We start from the raw sequence: 22,658 nt of genomic DNA on the forward strand, positions 1-22,658 counted from the left end.
GCCACACAATCTGGGGGAAAAGTAACGCTGTGACAAGTCTGCTGGGGAAGCTTGGGCTGAAAAGGCGACACAAGAAGCTCGTGGGTGGTACTGCGTTTGGTGCTGTTGTTGCTGTGGTGGTGACGGGTGCTGTGTTGTATCCGGGGTTTAAGGCCACTGAGGTGGAGTTGAACGATGGTGGCGTGTGGGTGGTGTCGAAGTCCAGGAACGCGGTGGGGCGGTTGAATTATCCTTCGCGGGTTTTGGATGGTGCGGTGACTCCGGCGTCGACGACGTTTGATATTTTGCAGGATGCCGGGGAGGTGTTTGTTGATGATGAGTCCGGCTCAACGTTGAACCAGGTGTCGCCGGCGAACATGCGCCTGGGCGGGGATAAGCAGTTGCCTGGTGCTGCTGATGTGAGTTTTGGGTCCTCGGTGATTTCGGTGACTGACGCGGCTTCGGGCAAGGTGTGGGCAGTATCGCCGTCCACGGTGAATGGTTTTGATGAGGAGGCGTCCGAGCCGGTGCTGGTGGGTTCGGCGGGGACTGTGTCGGCGGTGGGGGCGGATGACCGGATTTATTCGGCGGATCCGAAGTCGGGTGTGGTGACGGTGACCAGTGTGGACGCCAATGGTGAGGACACGTCGTCGGAGTCTGAGACCTGGGGTGGGTTGAAGGGTTCGGGGGATCTGCAGATCACGGTGGTGGGGGATAAGCCGGTGTTGCTGGATGCGGCGGCGGGGGCGTTGTTCCTGCCGGGCGGTAAGCGGCTGGTGTTGGAGAATGCGCGGGAGGCGAGGCTGCAGCAGGGTGGTCCTGCCAGTGATTTTGTGGCGGTTTCCACGCCGAAGGCGCTGTTGAAGCAGCCGCTGGATGGCGGTACGGCGAAAACGGTGGGGTTCGGCGGCGAGGGCGTCCCGGCGGCCCCGGTGCAGTTGGGCGGGTGTGTACACGCGGCGTGGTCGGGGGCGAACAAGTATGTCCGGGACTGTGTCAACGATGCTGATGATAAGAACGTGGATGTGCCGAAGGCGAGTGCGTCGCCGTCGTATGTTTTCCGGGTGAACCGGGACCTGGTGGTCCTGAACGATGTGAACTCGGGCAATGTGTGGCTGGTGAACCAGAACATGCAGCTGGTCAACAACTGGGACGACGTTGTTCCGCCCAAAAATGAATCAGACGAGCAGGACCAGGAATCGGCGGACAACAACACCATCAACGTCCTGCCGGACCGCACCAAACCCAACCGTCCGCCGGAAACCAAGCCCGACGCCGTCGGCGTCCGCCCGGGCCGGACTACCATCCTCAGCGTCCTTGACAATGACTCCGATCCCGACGGCGACGTTCTCACCGCGGCCGTGACTGACTCCGGCCCCAAGGCCGGCACCCTGGAGAACATTTACGGCGGCACCGCCTTCCAGGTCTCGGTTCCGGCGGACGCGAAACCGGGGACGGAGGCGTTCAGCTACAACGCCTCGGACGGCCGCGGCCTCTCCGCCACCGGCCAGGTGACCCTGAGCGTGGTTGGCCCGAAGGAGAACAAACCACCCCAGTTCAAGCGCGGCGACAACACCACCATGCTGGTGGAACAGGGCAAAACCGTCAGCCAGAACATCCTCACCGACTGGATTGATCCCGACGGCGACGACCTGGTCCTCCTGGACGCCAAGGCAGACAATGACCAGGACCAAGTCAAGGTCCGGCGCGACGGCCTGCTGACGTTCCAGGATTCCGGCGCGACCGCCGGGAAAAAGAACGTGGAGGTCACCATCTGGGACGGCCGCGCCACGGTCACCGGAAAAGTGGTGGTGAACGTCCAGCCCCCGGGTGCCTTGGCCCCTGTGGTCAACGCCGACCACGTCACGGCCGTGTTGGGCCAGGACCTTGTCATTGCCCCGCTGAAGAACGACGTTGATCCCAACGGAGGTGCCCTCCGGCTGGCCCAGGTGGAAGCCAACGCCCCCGTCGAGCTGGGCCCCGTCACCGACGGCGGCACGTTCACGTTCCGCAGCACCACCCCAGGTCCGGTCTACCTCACCTACATCGCCAGCAACGGGCCGCAAAGCAGCCAGGGCCTCATCCGGGTGGATGTGGAATCCGGCGACGACACCGGCAACCCCGTGGCCGTCCACGACGTCGCGCTGATGCCAACGGGCGGAAGCGTGCTGCTGGACCCGCTCGCCAACGATTCTGATCCGTCCGGCGGCGTCCTGGTGTTGCAGTCCGTGAAGCTCCCCGAGAGTTCCACTGCCTCGGTCAGTGTGATCAACCACAGCGTCCTGCGCATCACGGACATCCTGGGGACCAAGGATCCCATCCTTTTCGAATACACCATGTCCAACGGGAAGAAGTCGGCCACCGGCAGCGTCTCGGTGGTCCCGGTCCCGGCCCCCGCCGTCGTGGAAGCACCCCAGCCCAAGCCGGACGAAGTGAATGTCCGGGTGAGCGACGTCGTCACTATCCCTGTGCTCGACAACGACACCCACCCGCAGGGCCAGGAACTGACCGTGGATCCAGTCCTGCCGCAGGGGGTGGACCCGGCGGACGGGAAAAGCTTCGTCTCGGAGAACGCCGTCCGTTTCATTGCCGGCAGCCAGCCCAAGACGGTCCGGGCCATCTACAACGCCGTGGACCCGCAGGGCCAAAAAAGGGCCGCCGCCGTGACCATCCATATCCTGCCGCTGGAAGGCGCAGCGAACTCGCGTCCGCAGCCGCGGAACCTGACCGCACGGGTGGTTGCCGGCGGTAGGGTCAGGATTCCTGTCCCGCTGGACGGCATCGATCCGGACGGCGATTCGGTCCAGCTGACCGGCATCGACAGCACCCCGGCCATGGGCACCGCCACCGTCGGCAGCAACTTCATCGACTTCACGGCGGCCGGGGACGGCGCCGGCACCGACACGTTCCGCTATAAGGTGGTGGACCGGCAGGGCGCAGCCAACACCGGCACGGTGACTGTTGGGGTCGCCCCGCGCGGCGAGGTCAACCAGAAACCGACTCCTGTCGACGACGAGGTAAGGGTCCGGCCCGGCCGGCAGATCGCCGTCGACGCCACCGGAAATGATACGGACCCCGACGGCGACCTCATCCGCATCCTGACGGACGGCATCGAAGCTGATCCGGCACTTCAGGCCACGGTGAGCAAGGCCAGCGGCAGGATCATCCTGCTGGCGCCGGGCGAAGCCGGAACCGTCAACGTGCGCTACACCATCGCCGACGACAGGGACGCCTCGGCGCAGGCGGCCATCCGTGTGGTGGTGGACAACGAGGTGCCCCTCAAGGCGCCCATCGCCCGGGACGACAGGGTGACGTCCGCCCAGACCCTGGGAAAGACCGCTGTAGATGTCCCCGTCCTGAAAAACGACGAGGACCCCGACGGCGTGGGCGAAAACCTCCAGATCAGCACGGAGGCCACCACGGCACGGCCCGGCGCGGAGGGCAACATGGTGGTGGACCTTACCGGGCAGCCGCAGCTCATCCCGTACACCGTGGAGGACGTGGATGGCCAGCAGTCGACGGCGGTGATCTGGGTCCCCGGCCTGGGACAGCAGGTGCCTACCCTGGCCAAGGATGAGGTCATCGAGGTCATCGCGGGCCAGGCCGTGAACGTTGACCTGGACGAGTGGGTGAAGGTCCGCGAGGGCCGCTCGCCGCGGCTGACCCAGGCGGACCGGATCAAACTGATCGGCGCCGACGGCGGCGATCCCGTGACCGGGGACGGCACCGGCCTGAAGTACGCGGCCGGTCTGGATTACGTGGGCCCCGGGTCGCTGACCTTCGAAGTGACGGACGGAACCGGCCCGGATGATCCGGCGGGCCTGAAGTCCACGCTCAGCATCCGCACCAAGGTGCTGCCCGATCCGAACAAGAACAATCCGCCCGAGCTCCTGGGCGCCACCGTGGACGTCCCGAAGGGTGACTCCGCCAGCACCGACCTGGGCAAGCTCACCTCGGACCCGGACCGGGATGACGTCGACAAGATGAAGTACGAGCTGGTGGGCGGTTCAACTGCAGGCTTCAACGCCAGCATTGACGGAAAGAATCTTAAGGTTTCCGCGGCGGACTCCAGCGGCACCGGAACCACCGCGGCCGTCCAGGTCAAGGCCCGGGATCCCCGCGGACTCGAAGCCACTGCCACCTACCAGTTGGCCGTGACGGCCTCGAACCGGCCCAAGCCGGTGGCGAATGACGATCTCGAACCCAACGCCGCGGCGGGAAAGCCGGTGACCGTCAACGTCCTGGCCAACGATGCCAACCCCTTCCCGGAAACTGCGCTGAAGATCATCGCGGCCGGGACCGAAACCGGCAGCGGCAACGTGGAAGTCAACGGAGACTCGGTGACCGTGACACCCGCCCCTGGCTTCACCGGAACCATGGTGGTGTCCTATATGGTGGCCGACAAGACGGGGGATTCTACCCGGCAGGCCACAGCCCGCATCCGGCTGACCGTCAAGGACAAGCCCCAGGCGCCCGCCACCCCCCAGGCCCAGAGCGTGGGGGACAGGACGGCGCTGCTGAACTGGACGGCGCCCGCGGACCGCGGCTCGCCCATCACCAAGTACACCGTGTACGGCGAGGGCGGGTTCCAGCAGGACTGCGCGGCCAACACGTGCACGCTCAACGGGCTGGTCAACAACACCACGTACCACTTCCAGGTGACGGCCACCAACGAGTTCGGTGAGTCGGACCGGTCGCCCGCTTCCGCGGAGGTGCGCCCGGACGTCAAGCCCGAGACCCCTCTGGCGCCCTCGCTGAAGTTCGGCGACAAGGAGCTGTCCATCAACTGGACCGCACCGGCCAGCAAGGGCTCGCCGGTGAAGTCCTACGACCTGGAGATTTCACCGCCGCCGCCGGGACAGAACGCCCAGATCCAGAACCTGACCGCTGTCAGCTACGTCTGGAAAGGCCTGCAGAACGGCGTCTCCTACAAAATACGGGTCCTGGCGCGCAATGACGCCAAGGAACCGTCGGAGTGGAGCCCCTATTCGGCCGCCGAGGTTCCCGCCGGCGTCCCGGCGACGCCCACCGCGCCCACTGCTGCCCAGGCGGGTTCGCTCGGTTCGCAAAGCCAGCTGAAGGTCAGCTGGGCTGCGCCCAACAACAACGGCGATGCCGTATCCGCCTACACCCTGACCACCCTCCGGGGTGGGGCAGTGGTATCCAGCCAGCAGGTTGCCGGCACTTCGCAGAACGTCACGGTGGACAACTCCGAAACCAACTACACCTTCACGGTCTCGGCCACCAACAAGGCAGGAACCAGCGGGACAAGCCCCCAGTCGGCAGCCATCCGGGCAGTGGGCAAGCCGGGAACCGTGGCCGCTCCCACGGCATCCCTTGTGGAGACCGACGGAAACGGCGGCAAGATCGACGTGCGCTTCACCGTGCTGACTGACGCGCAGCGAAATGGTTCCGCCCCCGGGGAAATCACGTACCGGTACAGCCTCACATCCGGAGGAGGAAGCGGAAGCATCCCTGCCGGCGGAGGCGTTGTTGCGGCATCGAACGGGACCAACACGGCTGTGGTGGTGTGGGCTGTATCGTCCCGCAGCACCGCTGCAGGGGATGCCAGCGCCCCCTCCAACTCGGTCAACCCCTACGGCCTGGCAGATGCCCCGGTGGTGACAGGTGCCAACAAGCCCGTCGGAGAAAGGTCGGTTTCCTGGACGTGGACCCAGCCCAACGGAAACGGCCGGCCCGTCACCGGTTACCAGTACAGCCTCGACGGCGGCGCCTGGACCAACACCGACGCCCGCTCGTTCTCCACTGGCGCGGGTTACGGCGAGACGCACACCTTGAGGGTACGGGCCATCAGTGCAGGGCAGCCGGGCCGGATCGGCAGCGACACGTCCCGGAGCGGCGCGGCGCCGCCGCCCCCGCAGCCCACCGCATGGAGCATCACCGCCACGCCGGTGCGCAGCTGCACCGAGCCCGGTTACGGCGTCGACAGCTTCCGCGCCGGCAACCCCTCCAGCTGCCAGAGTCCAGGCAAGTGGATGCCGGAAAACCAGCCGGCTGACTCTGACTTCTATGTGGTCTGGTACAAGACCAACGAGAATCCCTCCGGGATCTGGTACCACCTCACCAGCGGTGCGGCTGCCGGCAACTACGTCCGCAGCGACACCACCAACCGCCCCGGCAACCCGCCCGCGGGAATGCCACAGCGATAGGCGCCCGCCGGCGTCGTACCAGCTGACCCGTACCGTTTCCAAAGAAAAGGACCAACCATGACCATGACCACCGAGCAGGCCGCCTGGTTTGCAGACACCTTCGACAAGCTCGTCGCCAACGTGGGGCAGGCAGTCCTGGGCAAAGAACACGTTATCCGGCTGACCTTCACGGCCATGCTGGCCGAGGGGCACGTCCTGTTTGAAGACGCCCCCGGCACCGGCAAGACCTCGCTGGCGCGTGCCCTGGCTGCCACCGTGCAGGGGTCCAACAACCGCATCCAGTTCACCCCGGACCTCCTGCCCTCAGACGTCACCGGCGTGACCATCTACGACCAGAAGACGCAGAAGTTCGAGTTCCACAAGGGCCCGATCTTCAACAACATCGTCCTGGCTGACGAAATCAACCGGGCCTCGCCGAAGACCCAGTCGGCTCTGCTGGAGGTCATGGAGGAATCCCGTGTGACGGTGGACGGCGTCACCTACGAGGCCGGCCGGCCGTTCATGGTGATGGCAACGCAGAACCCCATCGAACAGGCCGGTACCTACCGGCTGCCGGAAGCACAACTCGACCGCTTCCTGATCAAGACGTCCATCGGATACCCGGACCACGCGTCCACAGTCCGGCTCCTAGGCGGCTCGAACCTGAAGGACCGCTCGCTGGAACTCTCCGCCGTCATCACCACCCAGGCAGTGGCGGACATGGCCGACCTCGCCGCCACCGCCCATGTGGACACTGCAGTCCTGGAATACATCTCCCGGCTCTGCGAGGAAACCCGCAGTGCACCGGAAACCCGGCTGGGGGTCTCCGTGCGCGGTGCCTTGGCCATGGTGCGTGCGGCGAAGGTCTGGGCCGCCTCCCAGGGCCGGAACTTCGTCCTTCCGGACGACGTCAAGGAACTCGCCCCCGTGGTGTGGACCCACCGCTTCGTGATGGATCCCGAAGCGGAGTTCTCGGGTGCTACCCCCGAGGCCGTCCTGGCCCGCATCCTGGCGGACGTGGCCGCGCCGCAGCAGCGCACCAACGCCTGACCGCCGCACCCGGCGGCAACTACTCCACCCATCGCAACCCACGAAGGTTCACATATGTCCACCGGCACCCCGTTGACCCGGATCGCCGCGCGCCTCAGGCAACCTTTCCACCGGAACGGCCAGCCCACGCGCCTGCACCCGTCCGCCGTCTGGGCTGAGGCCAGCAGCACTGCCGGGCTTGTCCTGGCCCCTGCCTGGCGTGCAGCCAGGGAGGCGTGGCTCAGGCACGCCTGGCCCGTCCTCTCGGTGGTCAGCGTGCTGGGCTGGTCCGTACTGGCCGCCGCCATCCTGCTCTGGACCGCGGGGCAAGCCTACGGCTGGCAGGAGGCAAAGGCCGCCGCGGTGGCCGCTTTTGTGATGTTCGTGATCGCCGTGGGCTTCATCCTCGGCCGCTCCACGTACGGAGTGGTCCTGGACCTTGCCCGGACCCGCGTCGCGGTGGGGGACAGCGCCGTGGGCAGCATCGCCGTCACCAACACCTCCAGCCGGCCCCTGCTGCCCGCCGCCGTCGAACTGCCCGTGGGCGGTGTCACCGCGGTCTTCCACCTGCCCCGGATGAAACCCCAGCAGGTCCACGAGGACCTCTTCACCATCCCCACCGCACGGCGTGCCGTGATCGTGGTCGGACCGGTACGCTCGGTCCGCGCCGACCCCCTGCACCTGTTGCGCCGGCAGGTCCAGTGGACCGTGCCCCAGGATCTCTTCGTGCATCCCCGCACGGTGGCTCTGGCCGGATCGGCTGCCGGGTTCATCCGTGACCTGGAAGGCATGCCCACCACGGAGCTGTCCAGCGCAGACGTGTCCTTCCACGCCCTCCGGGACTATGTCCCGGGCGATGACCGGCGGCACATCCACTGGAAAACAACGGCGCGGACCAACAAGCTCATGGTCCGCCAGTTCGAAGAGACCCGGCGCGCCCACCTCGCCGTGTCCCTGTCCATCAACACGGACGAATACGGCTCGGAAGAGGAATTCGAGATGGCCATTTCCGCTGCCGCCTCCATCGGCCGCCAGGCCATCCGCGAGCAGCGCGAGCTGGACGTCCTCACGCAAAGAGGCCCGCTGAGGTGCGAAACCGGCCGGAACATGCTCGATGACATGACCAGGATCGTGGGGGCACCCATGCGCCGCACCGCCGTCGACCTCGCCAGGACGCTGGCCGATACCGTGCCCAACGCCTCCGTCGTGTTCTTTGTGGTGGGCAGCAACGTCACCGCCACCCAGCTCAGGTCCGCCGCCGCTTCCGTTCCGCCAGGGGTGCGCAGCCTCGCCGTGCGCGTGGAGGCCGGCGCCGCCTCCAGCAGGGCGAACATCGCCGACCTGACAGTGCTCACCCTGGGCGACCTCGCCGACCTCGGCATCGTTCTCCGAAAGGCGGCAGCATGACCTCCGCACCAGGCCTGCGCCCGCGCACCCCGTCAGCGCGCCAGCCATTCCGCAACGCCGGCGGGTCAGCCTTCGCAGACGGCCAGCCGCTTTGGCATTTCCTGCTCGACGCCGGCGCCCTGACCGTACTCCTGGGACTGGGCCTGCTCGGCTTCGGACTCAGCTTCGGCGGAGATCCGTATTACCTCCTGTCCGGCTTCGGCGGGATCCTGCTGGGCCTGGCCCTCGGCGTCCTCAACGCCCACCTCCGCCTGGGGCTGCTCATTACCTCGGCCCTGGCACTGGGGGCCTACCTCGTGTTCGGAACGCTGCTGGCGGTGCCTGACTCGGCCGTCGCCGGCTTCGTGCCGACCCTGGACTCGCTCCGGATCCTCCTCCTGGGCATCGTGTTCGCCTGGAAGGACATGCTGACCGTCGGGGTCCCGGTGGGAACTGCCGGCGGCGTGCTCATCGTCCCGTTCCTGAGCTCCATGATCACGGCACTGGTGGCAGCAGTCCTGACCTGGCGGGCCAGGACGCCTTACCTGCCGCTGATCCCCGTACTGGTCCTCTTCGTCACGGGTATCGCCTTCAGCACCAACGCCGCTTTCCTCACCCTCGAACGCGGCATCGGCCTGACGGTGCTCGGCATTGCCTGGGCAACGTTCCGCCGGGACGCCCTCCGCAGGAGCAGCAGCCGGAAGGTGGCAGTCAACAACCCGCAGATCGACTCCGCCACAGCGCAGCGGGCCAGGCTGCGCAGGCTGGGCATGGCAGCGGGAGTTATCGCCGCCAGCGTGGCCGTTACTGCGCTGTCCGCCCCGCTGGTGACCGCCGGGGGAGACCGGAAGGTCCTCCGCAACGTTGTGGTCCCGCCGTTCGATCCCAAGGACTACATCACACCGCTCGCGAGTTTCCGCACGTTCGTCAGGGACAAAAAGGACGACACCCTGTTTGTGGTCCAGGGGCTGCCGCGCGACGGCCGGGTGCGGCTGGGCGCCCTCGACGCCTTCAACGGCACCAACTACACCATGGATCCCAACGGTTCGGGCAACTTCAGCAAGGTAGGTGATACCGAGTCCATCAACACCTTGGCCGATACATCGGGTGTGGTCCCCACCAATGACTACTCCATCGATATCACCATCGAGGACTACCAGGGATTCTTTGTTCCCGGCGGCCGCAAGACCACCGGCATCAGCTTTGGCCAAAGCGCCTCCGCCGCGGCGTCGGGCCTTTACTTCAACTCGGGCACGGATACCGCAGTCACCACCAACGGGCTGTCCAAAGGCGACTCCTACAGCGTCCAGGTATCGGACCCCGTGAAACTGGAGCACGGGCAGCTGACGCAGTACGACTTCGCCAAGGTGTCCCTGCCGGACCCGATGGAGGTGCCGCCGGTGGTGGGATCGCAGGCGAACGGCCTGGCTGATGCCCCCACGGCCATCGACCGGGTACGCCAGATCGAAGCGCATTTCCAAAAAACGGGGGCCTTCAGCAACGGCCTGGTCAGTGAAGGGCAGCTGCCCAGCGTCTCCGGCCACGGGTCCGCACGTATCAGGAACCTGCTCACGGCCAAGCAGATGCTCGGTGACGACGAGCAGTACGCCGTGGCGATGTCCCTGATGCTGCGCCACCTCGGCATCCCGTCACGCGTGGTGATGGGTTTCTACCCTGAGCCGACGAGCCCGGAAAACGGGGCAGGGGAAGTGAAGATCACCGGCAAGGATGTCCACGCCTGGGTGGAGGTTGCGTTCGAGCGGGTGGGCTGGGTGAGCTTCGACCCCACCCCGCCCAAGGATAACGTCCCCATCCCGCCGGATCCGGAGAACAAGTCCAAGCCCAAGCCCCAGGTCCTGCAGCCGCCGCCCCCGCCGCAGGAACCCGCGGACCTGCCGCCGGACTCGTCGCCGGACGCCCTGGACGCGGACCAGAAAAAGAACAACCCCTGGCTGTTCTGGGGAGCCCTGCTGGGCGCCCTGGGCGTCGCGCTGGTCCCGCTGTCCATCCTCGCGTTGCCGCTGTTGCTGATTGCTTTGCTGAAATCACGACGGCGGAAGTCCCGTTTCCGCGACGGTGACCCTGCACAACGGGTCGGCGGGGGCTGGAGCGAGGTGGTGAGCCTTGCCACCGACATGGGGGCCGCCGTCGACACCCGTTCGACGCGCCGCGAAAGCGCAGCGTTACTGGCCGAGGCGTTCCCCGCCAGCGGCGGTACCACCACCATGCTGGCCAGGCGGGCGGACGCATCCATCTTTGGCGCCGGCCAGCCCAGTGAGGACGAGGTCCGGGAGTACTGGAGCATTGTTGACGGCTCGCTGAAAGAGATGACCTCCACCGTGGGATTCTGGCGCCGGCAGCAGGCGAGGTTCTCGCCCCGTTCCCTGCTCGCGGACGCGCGCACCCTCCTCGGCCGCCGCGGCGCCAGGCCGGCACTCCCCGTGCTGCCGTCCCTCAAGGTGCCCGGCCGCCGTCGTCCTGCGCCGGAAGCGGCTCAAGCGCCGGCCAGGCCGGACGCCGGGACGGCCGGCCCACCGACGCCCGACACGACAGCTCCGGATACAACAGTGCCCGATACAACCAGGCAAGGACCCAGTATCCAGTGACAGACGACTCCGGGCGCTGCCCCCACTGCCGGCAACTGATCCGCACCGGGGCTGCTTTTTGTACAGCCTGCGGGGCGCCATTGCCCAACCGGTCAGCGCGCAGCATCCGCCGGCCTTACCCGGCTGTTGAGCCCCACGCGGGTTCCTCCGGCGCGCGCCGGTCCGGGATTCCCGGTACTATCCCGGTAGTAGAAAGGCCCCAGGCACTTCCAGCCGCGGGCATGAACGCGGGCACGGGCCGGGGGAGCGCTGGCGGGTCCACCCTGCAGGTGGGTGCCGGTCCAGGGGGAGGAACGGGAATGGCAGTGAATCTTCAGCTTGTTCCGGCCGCGCCGGGCAAGCGCCTTGGTGCTGCCGTGATTGACTGGCTTCCGCCCCTGGCAGTACTGGTGGTCGCGTTTGCCCTCGGTTTCGCCGGCGTCACGCGGACCCGCAGCGGCGGCTTCATCATCTACGACACCGCCTCCCTGGTGCTCTTCGGCGGCATCGGGCTGGGACTGACCCTCGTTTACCTGTCCGTGGTGATGGGGTGGGAAGCCCGGACGGGCAAGACTCCCGGCAACCTGCTGATGGGGATCCGCGGTGCGGACAACGACGGCTACGCGCCTGGTGCCGGGCCTGTCTTCCTGCGCGGCCTGATCACCGGCGCAGGCATCCTGCTGGCACTGCTCGCTGCGGTCCTTGTGGTGGTTTTCCAGTGGTTCGGGGCCGCACTTTTTGTCCTCACCCCGCTGGTGCTGGCCGGCGCGGCCTGGGCCGTGCTGGTGGTGGTGTCCAACAGCTGGGACAAGAACGGCAGGCTTCGGGGCTGGCACGATGCTGCCGCGAAGACCCTCGCCTTCGACGTCAAGGCGGGCCGCAATCCCATCACTACCGGCGGCATCCAGGGGCCGTACAGCTTCGCCCCGCTGGACCTGCCCCCGGTGCAGCAGGTGTTGTCGCCGGTGGCTGGCGCCGCTCCCCTCCTGCCCGCGCCGGCAGCCACCCAGCGCACCCTGCCGGAGCCTCCGGTTGCCCCGTACCAGGCGCCGGGTCCGCAGGCCCCTGCATTTCAAGCCCCTGTATTCCAAGCCCCTGTATTCCAAGCCCCGGCATCCGAGGCACCTGCAGTTCGGGCCCCCGCACCGGCCGCGGCGCAGAGCCGGCATCCGGACGACGACGTGGACCGAACCCAGGTGCGCCCGGGATCAGCCGCACCCGCACCCGCCGCGGTCCTGCGGATCAGGCTGGACGACGGCCGCGATTTCCAGCTGGACCGCAGCGTGCTGGTTGGCAGGAACCCGGTGGGCCAGGCGGGCGAACAGCAGGCCCAGCTGCTCGCCGTCGACGATCCCGGCCGGTCCATTTCCAAGACCCATCTGCACCTGCTGACTGACGGGGCCGGTATCTGGGTGACGGACCGGAACTCCACCAACGGCAGCGCCGTGACCACCCCCGACGGCAACCGCACGCCGCTTCAGCCGGGAGTGCCCGCATTTGTTACTCCGGGATCCAGTGTCCATTTTGGAGACCGCACCTTTTACCTAGGACAGGCATGAACCAACAGCCCGCAAACGTTCCCTCCCGCACTGAACCGGGGGCAGGGCTCAGCCTGGGCGTCGGCCACGGGACGGACCGGGGACTCCGCCGGGAGTTGAATGAGGATTCGTACATTGCCTCCGATCCCGTCTTCGCCGTGGCGGACGGGATGGGCGGCCACGAAGCCGGCGAGATTGCCAGCGGTATGTGCGTCCGGGCCCTGGCCGGGATACCCCAGCTCACCACGGGGGAGCGGAGCGTCACGGCGGCCGTCCTCCAGCAGTACCTGGTGAAAGCCGACGATTCCATCCGCGAGGCCACCGGCGCGCGGGCCGGCACTACCCTGACGGGCGCCGTCATTGTGGAACAGATGGGCATGCCCTACTGGCTGGTCATGAACATTGGCGACTCCCGGACCTACCGACTCAGCCAGGGCAGGTTCGAGCAGATCAGCGTGGACCACTCCGAGGTCCAGGAACTCGTTGACGCCGGGGAGATCACGGCGGAACAGGCCACTATCCATCCGCGCCGGCACGTGGTCACGCGCGCCTTGGGCACGGGCGACGAGACGGAGGCCGACTACTGGTTGCTGCCGGTAGAGGAGGGAGACCGGGTCCTCGTTTGCTCCGACGGGCTCACCGGCGAGCTGACGGACGAACACATCTACCGGATCCTCAGCACCGTGGGCCATCCCCAGGACGCAGCGGACGCCCTGATCCAGGCCGCGCTCCGCAGCGGCGGCCGGGACAACGTCACGGTCATTGTCGTGGACGCCCGGAACGTCCTGAATGACGCCGGTGCAGCCACCACCGCCCCACGCCCGGAACCGGCTGAAGAGGAAGTAACACTGCCCCGCACTGTTTCCCCGGAACCAGGCACCCCGGAACCAGGCACTGCGGAACCAGGCAGTGCGGAACCAGGCAGTGCGGAACCAGGCACTGCGGACGAGAGCGAGGTACCGGGCGATGACGGCCGTTAGTTATATCCCCGGGACCTGGCTGGGCATTGTCCGCTCGCACACGGCCGTCCTCCTGGGACCGGGCACCCAGCCCGCCCTCGTAGCCGCACTCTGGGACCTGCTGGAAGGCCGGCCGGAAGTGCACGAGGTCCTCCACGCGGTGACCAGCAGCTCCGGCGGATCGCTGGCCAACATCCCGTCTTTCGGCATCCTCGACTTCCAGGGCCCACTCCGTGTGTTCCTGCGGGGGGACCTGGACGTAACTGTCCAGTCGGCAGACGGCCTGGGGGAGCTGAACGGGCGGGACGTGACTACGTGGACGGAGCGGCGGCTCAATAATCCCGGGCTGTGCCGGCTGACCATCCCCACGGCGGCCGTCGGCCTGCACCGCCAGGCGACACCCCAGCCGGAGGTTGACCTGCCATCGCCCGAGCAGCTGGATGTTGACCTGCCGGAACTGCCGCTCGGGGAAGGCGTGGTGCTGCTGCAGACCCTGGTACTCACCCTTGAGGCCGGGACCAAAGCCGATACCGGGCCTGACCCCGCAGACCGGGCCGCCGTTTCTCCACATCCGGCAACGGCCGCAGCCGCGCCGGTCCTTGCAACCTCTTCCGGGGCACCAGCCGCCCCGGCCCTGTCTGTGCCGGCTCCAGCGCCGGTCGTCCAAGAGTCGCAGCAGGCAACAGACCTCCCGGAGATCACTGTTGCCCCCGAGCATGGGGCGTCTGCCGAGACTGTTTACGCGGTCATCGATGAGGACTTCGGCGTTGATGGAGTCGCGGAAACTGACGCTGCCCCAAGTACTGATGCTGATCCAGAAACTGACGCTGCCCCAGGTACTGACACTGCCCCAGGAACCGACGCTGCCCCGGGGACTGACGCTGCAGCCCGGGAGGACCCCGCCCCCAGTGCTGCCGAACTGGCGCCGGACAGCGAGATGACCAGCTCCTACGACCATCTGTGGGAGCGGACGGTGGTCCGCAGGATTGAAGACGCGGCCATGCGCGAAGACCCGGAAGCAGCCGGCCCGGAAGCCGGCAACCAGGAGGCCGGCAACCAGGAGGCCGGCAACCCGGAGGCCGGCAACCAGGACGCCGCCAACCAGGAAACAACAGGGCAGGAAACAACAGGGCAGGAAACAACAGGCCAGGAAACAACAGACCAGCGGGAAGGAGCAGCCCCACCCGCGAAGCCCGGCAATTCTGAAACGTCCCAGGCAACGGCGGATGCACGGCCCGCCGTCGTCCCGGACGCGCCTTCCGCCGGTGCACCCGGCCCGGCACGCGTCCGGCCCGCACCCGGCGGCCTTATCGACTCCGTACCCTGGCGGACGGCGGACGCGGCCAGCGCGCCGGCACCGCCTCCCGTCAGGCCCTCACCCATGCCCTCACCCATGCTGTCGGCGCTTCCATCCGCAGCTTCCGGCGCCCCGGTTACGCCCGCGCTGGAAACGGGCCATGCGGAATATGACGGCGACCACGACGGCCAGACAGTCATGAAGGGCAGCCTGGCAGGGATGGCCGCCCGCCCAGTCCACACGGTGAAAAACGGTTCCGGGGAGGCCGGACCGTTGGTGCTTGCAAGGCTCTGCCCCCAGGACCACGCCAACCCGCCCACCAGTGCCGCCTGCGCCACCTGCGGCGCCGGTTTGCTGCCCGACGCAGTCCAGGTGGCCCGTCCGCGCCTGGGGCGGATGCGCATGTCCACCGGAGAACTCGTTGGCCTCGACCAGTCGCTGGTGATCGGGAGGCAACCTTCGGTGTCCCGGGTCCAAAGCGGGGTGATGCCCCGCCTGGTCCAGGTGGCCAGTCCGGGCGGGGATATTTCCCGCTCGCACGTCGAGGTCCGGCTGGAAGGCTGGCACGTGATGCTCTGCGACCTCAAAGCCACCAACGGCACCGTCCTGGTGCGCGAAGGCCAGCCGCCGCGCCGCCTGGCCCAGAACGAGATGGCGATCCTGCTTGACGGGGACATCGCAGAACTGGGCGACAACATCTCTCTGCGTTTTGAGGAGATTCCTTGAGTTCCAAACGGCCGCCCGCGCCGCCACCCCACATCCCGGGGTTCACCTATGTCAGCCTGCTCGGGTCCGGCGGGTTCTCCGACGTCTACCTCTATGAACAGGACAGGCCGCGGCGGAAGGTTGCCGTCAAGGTGCTGCTCTCGGACCTGAAAACCGAAGGTGCCCGCCGCCGGTTTGAGTCCGAAGCCAACCTGATGGCCCAGCTGTCCTCCCACCCGTACATCGTCACCATCTTCGAGGCAGAGGTCACCGACGACGGGCATTCCTACCTGGCCATGGAGTACTGTTCCCGTCCCAGCCTCGACGTACGGTACCGCCGGCAGCGGTTCAGCGTTGACGAGGTGCTGGCCGTCGGAATCCAGGTGGCATCCGCCGTCGAGACGGCCCACCGCGCCGGCATCGCCCACCGCGACATCAAGCCCGCCAACATCCTGGTGACCGACTACAACCGCCCTGCCCTGACGGACTTCGGCATCTCCGGGACCCTGTCCGGCGACACCGACGAGGACTCCGGCATGTCCATCCCGTGGTCCCCGCCGGAACAGTTCTCCGACGGCAGCGTGGACGGTGTGATGGTGGACGTGTGGGCGCTCGGCGCAACGCTCTACACGCTGCTGGCCGGCCGGTCGCCCTTTGTGATGCCGGGCGTTGACAACTCCCAGCGCGAGCTGATCAACCGCATCAGCAACATGCCGTTGCCGCGGCTCGGCCGTGCCGACGTCCCGGAATCCCTGGAGCTGGCATTGTCCACGGCCATGGCCAAGTCTCCGCAGTCCCGGTACTCCTCCGCCCACGCCTTCGCCCTTGCCCTGCAGCGCATCCAGGCAGAACTGAACCTCTCGGTCACGCCCTTCGAAGTCCTGGAGGAGCCGCACCAGGAGGACGGCCACCCGGACGACGGCGGCGAGGAAACCCGCGTACGGAGCATCGCGGCCATCGACCCGGAGCGGACCGGCAGCGCACCCACTTTCCCGGCACGCACCCGGGCGCAGGTCCCCACAACGGAGGCCCCGCCGTCGCGCTTCACCCCGGCGGCAGCAGTAACACCGCCGGTGCAGGCGTCCCAGCCCCAGGACTGGGCCCAGGCCACGGTCCTCCGCGGCAACGGGGGCAGTGCGGCGCTCAGCCCCGGCCTGCCCCAGGACAGCAGCCTGCAGGACAGCAGGCCTGCCGACGGCGGCGACGCCGCTGACACCACCGTCCACCGGCCCGCCCGGGTAGCGGAACCTGCCCAGGCGCCTGTTTCCGGCGCAGACCACGGGAAACGCAACCTCTGGCTCGCCCTCTCCGGCGGTACCCTGCTGGCCCTCGCCGCGGTGGTGGGCATCGTGATCGCCAATGCCACAGCGGAGGAACCGAAGGCCCCCCAAAGCCAACAAGCCAGCAAGCCGCCGGCCGATGCCCTCGACAACGGCACCGTGCCCGATGTCGAAGGGCTCGCCGGAACCCTGACGCCCGGCGGCGAGGCCTCCTTCACCTGGAACAACCCCCAGCCCAAGCCCGGAGACACCTACAAATGGCGGGTCTACACGATAGGGGGCGGCGGCGAATACCAGTCCGTGGCGCAGCCCCCCGTCCAGGTGACGCCGAACCCGTCCGGGCAGACCTGCCTCCAGGTGATGATCGTCCGCTCGGACGGTGCCTTTTCTCCGCTGGAAGAAGCCTCCATCGGCTGCACCGGCCCATGAGCGGCGCCGCATTCCAAGCACTTGCACAACGACGGTTTACAGAGCTTTGCCCGACGAGGAGGCACAGAAAATGGGGGATCTAGCAATAGATTTCTGTGGTGAATGGTACGAGCCTTTGGACGAGGACGTCTTCAACATCGGCCGCGAAGGCGACCTTGAGGTGGATGACAACCCGTACCTGCACCGGCAGTTCCTGCAGGTGGCCCGCTACGACGGGATCTGGTGGCTCAGCAACGTGGGCAGCATGCTCTCCGCCACGGTGGCAGACGCCTCCGGCGGCATGCAGGCCTGGCTCTCGCCCGGGGCCCGGATCCCGCTGGTGTTCAGCCACACGAACATCATCTTTACGGCCGGACCCACCACCTACGAATTCGCTGTCCACCTGAAGACGCCCGCCTTCCGGCAGGGAGCGCGGGAGGAGGACAGCAACGGGGACACCACCATCGGTCCGGTGGTGTTCACGGACGCGCAGAAGGCACTCATCGTAGCGCTCGCCGAGCCGATGCTCCGGCGTGAAGGGACCGGATTCAGCGCCATCCCGTCCTCCGCTGCGGCCGCCAAAACGCTGGGCTGGGCACTCACCCGCTTCAACCGGAAACTGGACAATGTGTGCGACAAACTGGACCGGGTGGGTGTTGTGGGCCTTCGCGGAGGCGGCGGTAAACTCGCCACCAACCGCCGCGCCCGGCTGGTGGAGCACGCCGTCACATCGCACCTTGTCACAGCCGATGACCTGTACCTGCTCGAGAAGATGAGGGGCGTGGACGAAGGATGAGGATCCGGCTGACACTCCGCCGGGATCCTGCCGAGGCCAAGGACCTCGCCATCACCGTGGACGGCCTCGCCACCGTGGCCGATGTGGCAACAACGCTGTGGGCCGCAGACGCTGCCCGCAAGGGCACGCCCGCCCCGGACAACCTCTCGCTGAAGATCGACGAGGCCTTTGTGGGCGGGGGCATGCGCGGCAATGTCCTGGCCCGCGAGGACAACCTCCTGGAATCCGGACTCCGGCCCGGCTCCGTGGTGTCGCTGGCCCAGGTCAGCGCGCAGTTCGGTGACGCCGGGGCCGGCCGGGGTCCCGCGGCTGCCACCCTCCGCGTGCTGTCAGGGCCCGACGTCGGCCGCGAATTTTCGCTGCCGTCCGGCACCAGCTACATCGGCCGGGACCGGGACGTGGACATCAGGCTCTCCGACCCGCTGACTTCCAAACGCCATGCCCGCATCACCGTGGGCGAGGGCGTTGAAATCGTGGACACCAATTCGGCCAACGGGCTCCTGATGGACGGCCTGCCGGTCACCCGGGCCACGCTGAACTCCTCGGACACCGTCACCTTGGGCGACACGACCATCACGGTGGTTCCCTTGGGACACAACCAGGCGGCCGCGCCCACCTCGCCCCTGGTGGAATTCAACCGGTCACCGCGGGTGGTTCCGCGGTTTGAGGAACCCAAACGCGTCCTGCCTGCCGGGCCCAAACGCCCCGAGGACCATCCCTTCCCGTACATCATGCTGATGGTTCCGCTGCTGATGGGTACGGTGATTTTTGCGGTCAGCAACAACCCGCTCTCGGCGCTGTTTATGCTGATGATGCCGCTGTTCGTCGTGGGCCACTATGTGGACCAGAAGATGCGGACCCGGCGCCAGCAAAAGGAACAGCTCAAGCATTTCCGTGCTTCCATGGCCGCATTCCGTGAGGACATCACCGAACTCCAGCATGTGGAGCGTGCCGTCCGGCTGCAGGAGGCGCCCTCCGTCAGCGACACAGTTGATGCCATCTACAAACTGGGCCCGCTGCTGTGGACCCACCGCCCCGAGCACGGCGGCTTCCTGGGCCTGCGGTTCGGCCTGGGCACCGTGCCTTCGCGCGTGCTCCTGGAGGAACCGGCCAGCAACGACACCGAGGTGGCGTACGCCCGCGAAATCCAGGACTGCATCAAGCAGTTCCGGGACATCGAAGGGGTTCCGGTGGTATCCCAGTTCCGGACTGCGGGCTCGCTGGGCATCGCCGGCGCGCGCGGGCTGGTGGATGACGTAGCGCGCGGCATGGTGCTCCAGCTCGCAGGGCTGCACTCGCCGGCCGAAGCGGTCCTCACGGCCATCACCTCCGCCCAGTCCCGGGAACGCTGGAACTGGCTCCAGTGGCTGCCGCACGTCGGTTCCGGGCACAGCCCCCTTTCCGGTGACCACCTGGCAGCCGGTTCGGCAGGCGGCGCATCCCTGGTAGCCCGCCTCGAAGACCTGGTGGAGGCCAGGGAAGCGGCCGCCAAGCGTTCCGGCCCGGACCTCCGCCCTGGGCTGCTGGATCCGGCCAGGCATGAAGTGGAAGCACCGGTGGTACCGGCCGTGGTGCTGATCGTGGAGGACGACGCCCCCGTGGACCGGGGACGCCTCACCCGGCTCGCCGAACGCGGCCCGGACGCAGGCGTCCACGTACTTTGGATCGCCACGGACGTCCAGGCGCTGCCCGCTGCCTGCCGGGACTTCATGGTGGTGGACGGCGACCACGGCACCACCACTGGACAGGTCCGGCTGGGCCGCCACACTTACCCCGTCAGCTGCGAAAGCGTTGACGCTGCGCTCGCCGCCCAGCTGGCCAGGATGCTCACCCCGGTGGTGGACGTCGGCAAACCGGTCACCGATGATTCCGACCTCCCACGCGCCGTCTCCTACGCCGCCCTGATCGGCAAGGACTTCCTGGATAACCCGCAGGCCGTCGCTGAACGGTGGACGGAAAACAACTCCGTGCACAGCAGCGCCGTGGCCAACCGCAAGGACAACGGCACGCTGCGTGCCCTGGTGGGTTCCAAAGGCATCGAACCGTTGTACCTGGACCTGAAGAACGAGGGCCCGCACGCCCTGGTGGGCGGAACCACCGGTGCCGGCAAGTCCGAGTTCCTGCAGTCCTGGGTGATGGGCATGGCCGCGGCGTACAGCCCGGACCGGGTCAGCTTCCTGTTCGTCGATTACAAGGGCGGGGCCGCGTTCGCGGACTGCATCAACCTCCCGCACACGGTAGGACTGGTGACGGACCTTTCGCCGCACCTGGTCCGGCGTGCGCTGACCTCGCTCCGCGCCGAACTGCACTACCGCGAGCAGCTGCTGAACCGGAAGAAGGCCAAGGACCTGCTGGCGCTCCAGCGCGAGGCCGATCCGGAGGCGCCGCCCTACCTGGTCATCATCGTGGACGAATTCGCGGCGCTCGCCAACGAAGTTCCCGAGTTCGTGGACGGCGTGGTGGACGTCGCGGCGCGCGGACGGTCCCTGGGCCTGCACCTCATCCTGGCCACCCAGCGCCCGGCCGGCGTGATCAAGGACAGCCTGCGGGCCAACACCAACCTGAGGGTCGCCCTGCGGATGGCCGACGAGGACGACGCCACCGATATCCTGGGCGTCCCGGACGCCGCCTACTTCGACCCCGCCATCCCGGGACGGGGCGCGGCCAAGACCGGTCCCGGCCGGGTCCAGGGCTTCCAAACCGGCTACGCCGGCGGCTGGACCACCGACAAACCCCAGCGGCCGCAGATCGACGTCGTGGAAATGGCTTTCGGCTCCGGCCCCAGCTGGGAAGCTCCAGCCCCGGAAAAGCCCGTCCTGGAGGCGCCGGCGGGCCCGAACGACATAGCGAGGATGACCACGACCATTGTCCGGGCCGCCGGCACGCTCGCCATCCGGCCCCCGCGCAAACCGTGGCTGGACGAACTGGCCAAGACCTACGATTTCTCCAAGCTGCCCAACCCCCGCACTGACGAGCAACTCCTCCTCGGCGTTGCCGACGACCCCGTCCGCCAGGGCCAGCCAACCGTGTTCTACCAGCCGGACAAAGACGGCAACATGGCCATCTACGGCACGGGCGGTTCAGGAAAGTCGGCTGCTTTGCGCGGCATTGCGATAGCTGCCGCCGTGACTCCCCGCGGCGGGCCCGTCCATGTCTACGGGATCGACTGCGGGTCCTCGGGGCTGCGGATGCTGGAAGAGCTTCCGCATGTGGGTGAGATCATTAACGGCGACGACGTGGAACGGGTGGGGCGCCTGCTGCGCCTGCTGCGGGACATCGCGGAGCAGCGTTCCGCCGCGTTCGCCGAGGTGCGTGCCTCCACCATCGTTGAGTACCGGAAGCTCGCCAACCGGCCCCACGAAAAACGGATCTTTGTCCTGGTGGACGGAATGTCGGCATTCCGCGAGGCGTACGAACACAGCAGGTTGTCCGGGCTGTGGGATATCTTCCTGCAGCTGGCCACCGACGGCCGTACCCTCGGCATCCACCTGGTGGTCACCGGGGACCGCCCCAACTCTGTCCCCGCGTCACTGCTCGCTTCCATCCAGCGGCGCCTGGTCCTCCGGCTCTCCTCGGAGGACGACTACATCTCGATGGATGTTCCGCGGGACGTGCTCGGTGCAAGCTCCCCGCCGGGCCGCGGGCTGCTGGACGGGCTCGAAGTCCAGCTCGCCGTTCTGGGCGGAAACTCCAACCTGGCCCTGCAGGCGCGTGAGGTGCACAAGCTCAGCGAAGCAATGCTGCGCCAGGGCCTGGCGGCCGCCCCAGGCATCGAGAGGCTGCCGGAGCAGGTGGACCTGGACGTCCTGCCCGCCGGCCTACCCGACCTGCCCGTGATCGGCGTCGACGACGAAACCCTCCAGCCGGCCGAGGTCATGGCACGGGGCCCGCTCCTGCTCGCCGGCCCGCCCGGCGCCGGCCGGACCGTGGCGCTCGTGACACTGGCCTACGCCCTTCGCCGTTCCAACCCGGCCACTGAGCTCGTCTATATCGGGGCCCGCCGGTCCGCCGTCGCCTCGTTACCCATCTGGAACCGCTCGGTGGTGGGCGCGGACGATCTGGCCGAGGTAGTGGAAGACCTGGTGGAGCACTCTTCGGGTAACCCAGGCGCGCTGGCCATCTTCATCGAGGGGCTCACCGAGTTCACCGACACCCTGGCGGAGTCCGGTGTGGGCCAGCTGGTGACAGCGTCCATCAAGGCGGATCAGTGGGTGATCGGTGAATCCGAGACTTCCACCTGGTCCTCGGCCTGGTCCCTGGCCCAGCCTTTCAAGTCCGGCCGGCGGGGCCTGCTGCTGAACCCCGGAGACATCGAAGGTGACAGCCTGCTGAACACATCGCTCGGCCGGATCAGCCCGGACTTCATTCCCGGCCGCGGGTACGTGGTGGGGCGCGGAAAGGCGCGCAAAATCCAGGTTGCGCTGCCGCCGGAAAACAGGGACTGACACGCGAATGACGGCAGGCCGCGGGCCCGGTGGGATTTGCGGCCCTGCTGTGCTGTGTAGAAGACTACCGGGGACACCAGAAAGCCGCGGTGGGGGACTGCG

At 67.6% G+C, this 22,658-nt stretch carries 10 protein-coding genes; all 10 read left to right on the forward strand.

Annotated features, from left to right (window positions below):
- Positions 1-29 precede the first annotated feature (29 nt).
- The 10 genes from FBY31_RS20435 to FBY31_RS20480 all read left to right on the forward strand — a co-directional run bounded on the left by FBY31_RS20435 (position 30) and on the right by FBY31_RS20480 (position 22,556).
- Entirely contained in the window at positions 30-6,149 is a 6,120-nt protein-coding gene (locus tag FBY31_RS20435) for an Ig-like domain-containing protein (protein ID WP_142044629.1), read from the forward strand.
- A 57-nt stretch (positions 6,150-6,206) separates the two neighbouring features.
- Positions 6,207-7,178 carry an AAA family ATPase gene (locus tag FBY31_RS20440; RefSeq protein WP_142044631.1) on the forward strand — a complete coding sequence of 324 codons (972 nt, stop codon included), beginning with the start codon at positions 6,207-6,209 and terminating at the stop codon, positions 7,176-7,178.
- A 54-nt stretch (positions 7,179-7,232) separates the two neighbouring features.
- Entirely contained in the window at positions 7,233-8,564 is a 1,332-nt protein-coding gene (locus FBY31_RS20445; protein ID WP_142044633.1) for a DUF58 domain-containing protein, read from the forward strand.
- Positions 8,561-11,149 (forward strand): transglutaminase family protein, encoded by a 2,589-nt coding sequence (locus tag FBY31_RS20450; RefSeq protein WP_142044635.1) that lies wholly within the window; start codon positions 8,561-8,563, stop codon positions 11,147-11,149. Before FBY31_RS20445 ends, FBY31_RS20450 begins: the two co-directional genes overlap by 4 nt.
- Positions 11,146-12,687 (forward strand): RDD family protein, encoded by a 1,542-nt coding sequence (locus FBY31_RS20455; RefSeq protein WP_235013150.1) that lies wholly within the window; start codon positions 11,146-11,148, stop codon positions 12,685-12,687. Before FBY31_RS20450 ends, FBY31_RS20455 begins: the two co-directional genes overlap by 4 nt.
- Complete coding sequence (locus FBY31_RS20460) at positions 12,684-13,646, forward strand: PP2C family protein-serine/threonine phosphatase (RefSeq protein WP_142044638.1); 963 nt, start codon at positions 12,684-12,686, stop codon at positions 13,644-13,646. Before FBY31_RS20455 ends, FBY31_RS20460 begins: the two co-directional genes overlap by 4 nt.
- The gene (locus tag FBY31_RS20465) at positions 13,633-15,648 is read left to right on the forward strand and encodes an FHA domain-containing protein (RefSeq protein WP_142044640.1); all 2,016 of its coding nucleotides are present in this window, start codon (positions 13,633-13,635) and stop codon (positions 15,646-15,648) included. The genes FBY31_RS20460 and FBY31_RS20465 overlap by 14 nt, the downstream gene beginning before the upstream one ends.
- Positions 15,645-17,336 carry a serine/threonine-protein kinase gene (locus tag FBY31_RS20470; protein WP_142044642.1) on the forward strand — a complete coding sequence of 564 codons (1,692 nt, stop codon included), beginning with the start codon at positions 15,645-15,647 and terminating at the stop codon, positions 17,334-17,336. The genes FBY31_RS20465 and FBY31_RS20470 overlap by 4 nt, the downstream gene beginning before the upstream one ends.
- A 70-nt stretch (positions 17,337-17,406) precedes the next feature.
- The gene (locus tag FBY31_RS20475; protein WP_142044644.1) at positions 17,407-18,111 is read left to right on the forward strand and encodes a hypothetical protein; all 705 of its coding nucleotides are present in this window, start codon (positions 17,407-17,409) and stop codon (positions 18,109-18,111) included.
- Positions 18,108-22,556 (forward strand): FtsK/SpoIIIE domain-containing protein, encoded by a 4,449-nt coding sequence (locus FBY31_RS20480; protein WP_142044646.1) that lies wholly within the window; start codon positions 18,108-18,110, stop codon positions 22,554-22,556. Before FBY31_RS20475 ends, FBY31_RS20480 begins: the two co-directional genes overlap by 4 nt.
- Positions 22,557-22,658: the final 102 nt, after the last annotated feature.

The organism is Arthrobacter sp. SLBN-100 (genome assembly GCF_006715305.1).
Classification (GTDB): Bacteria; Actinomycetota; Actinomycetes; order Actinomycetales; family Micrococcaceae; genus Arthrobacter.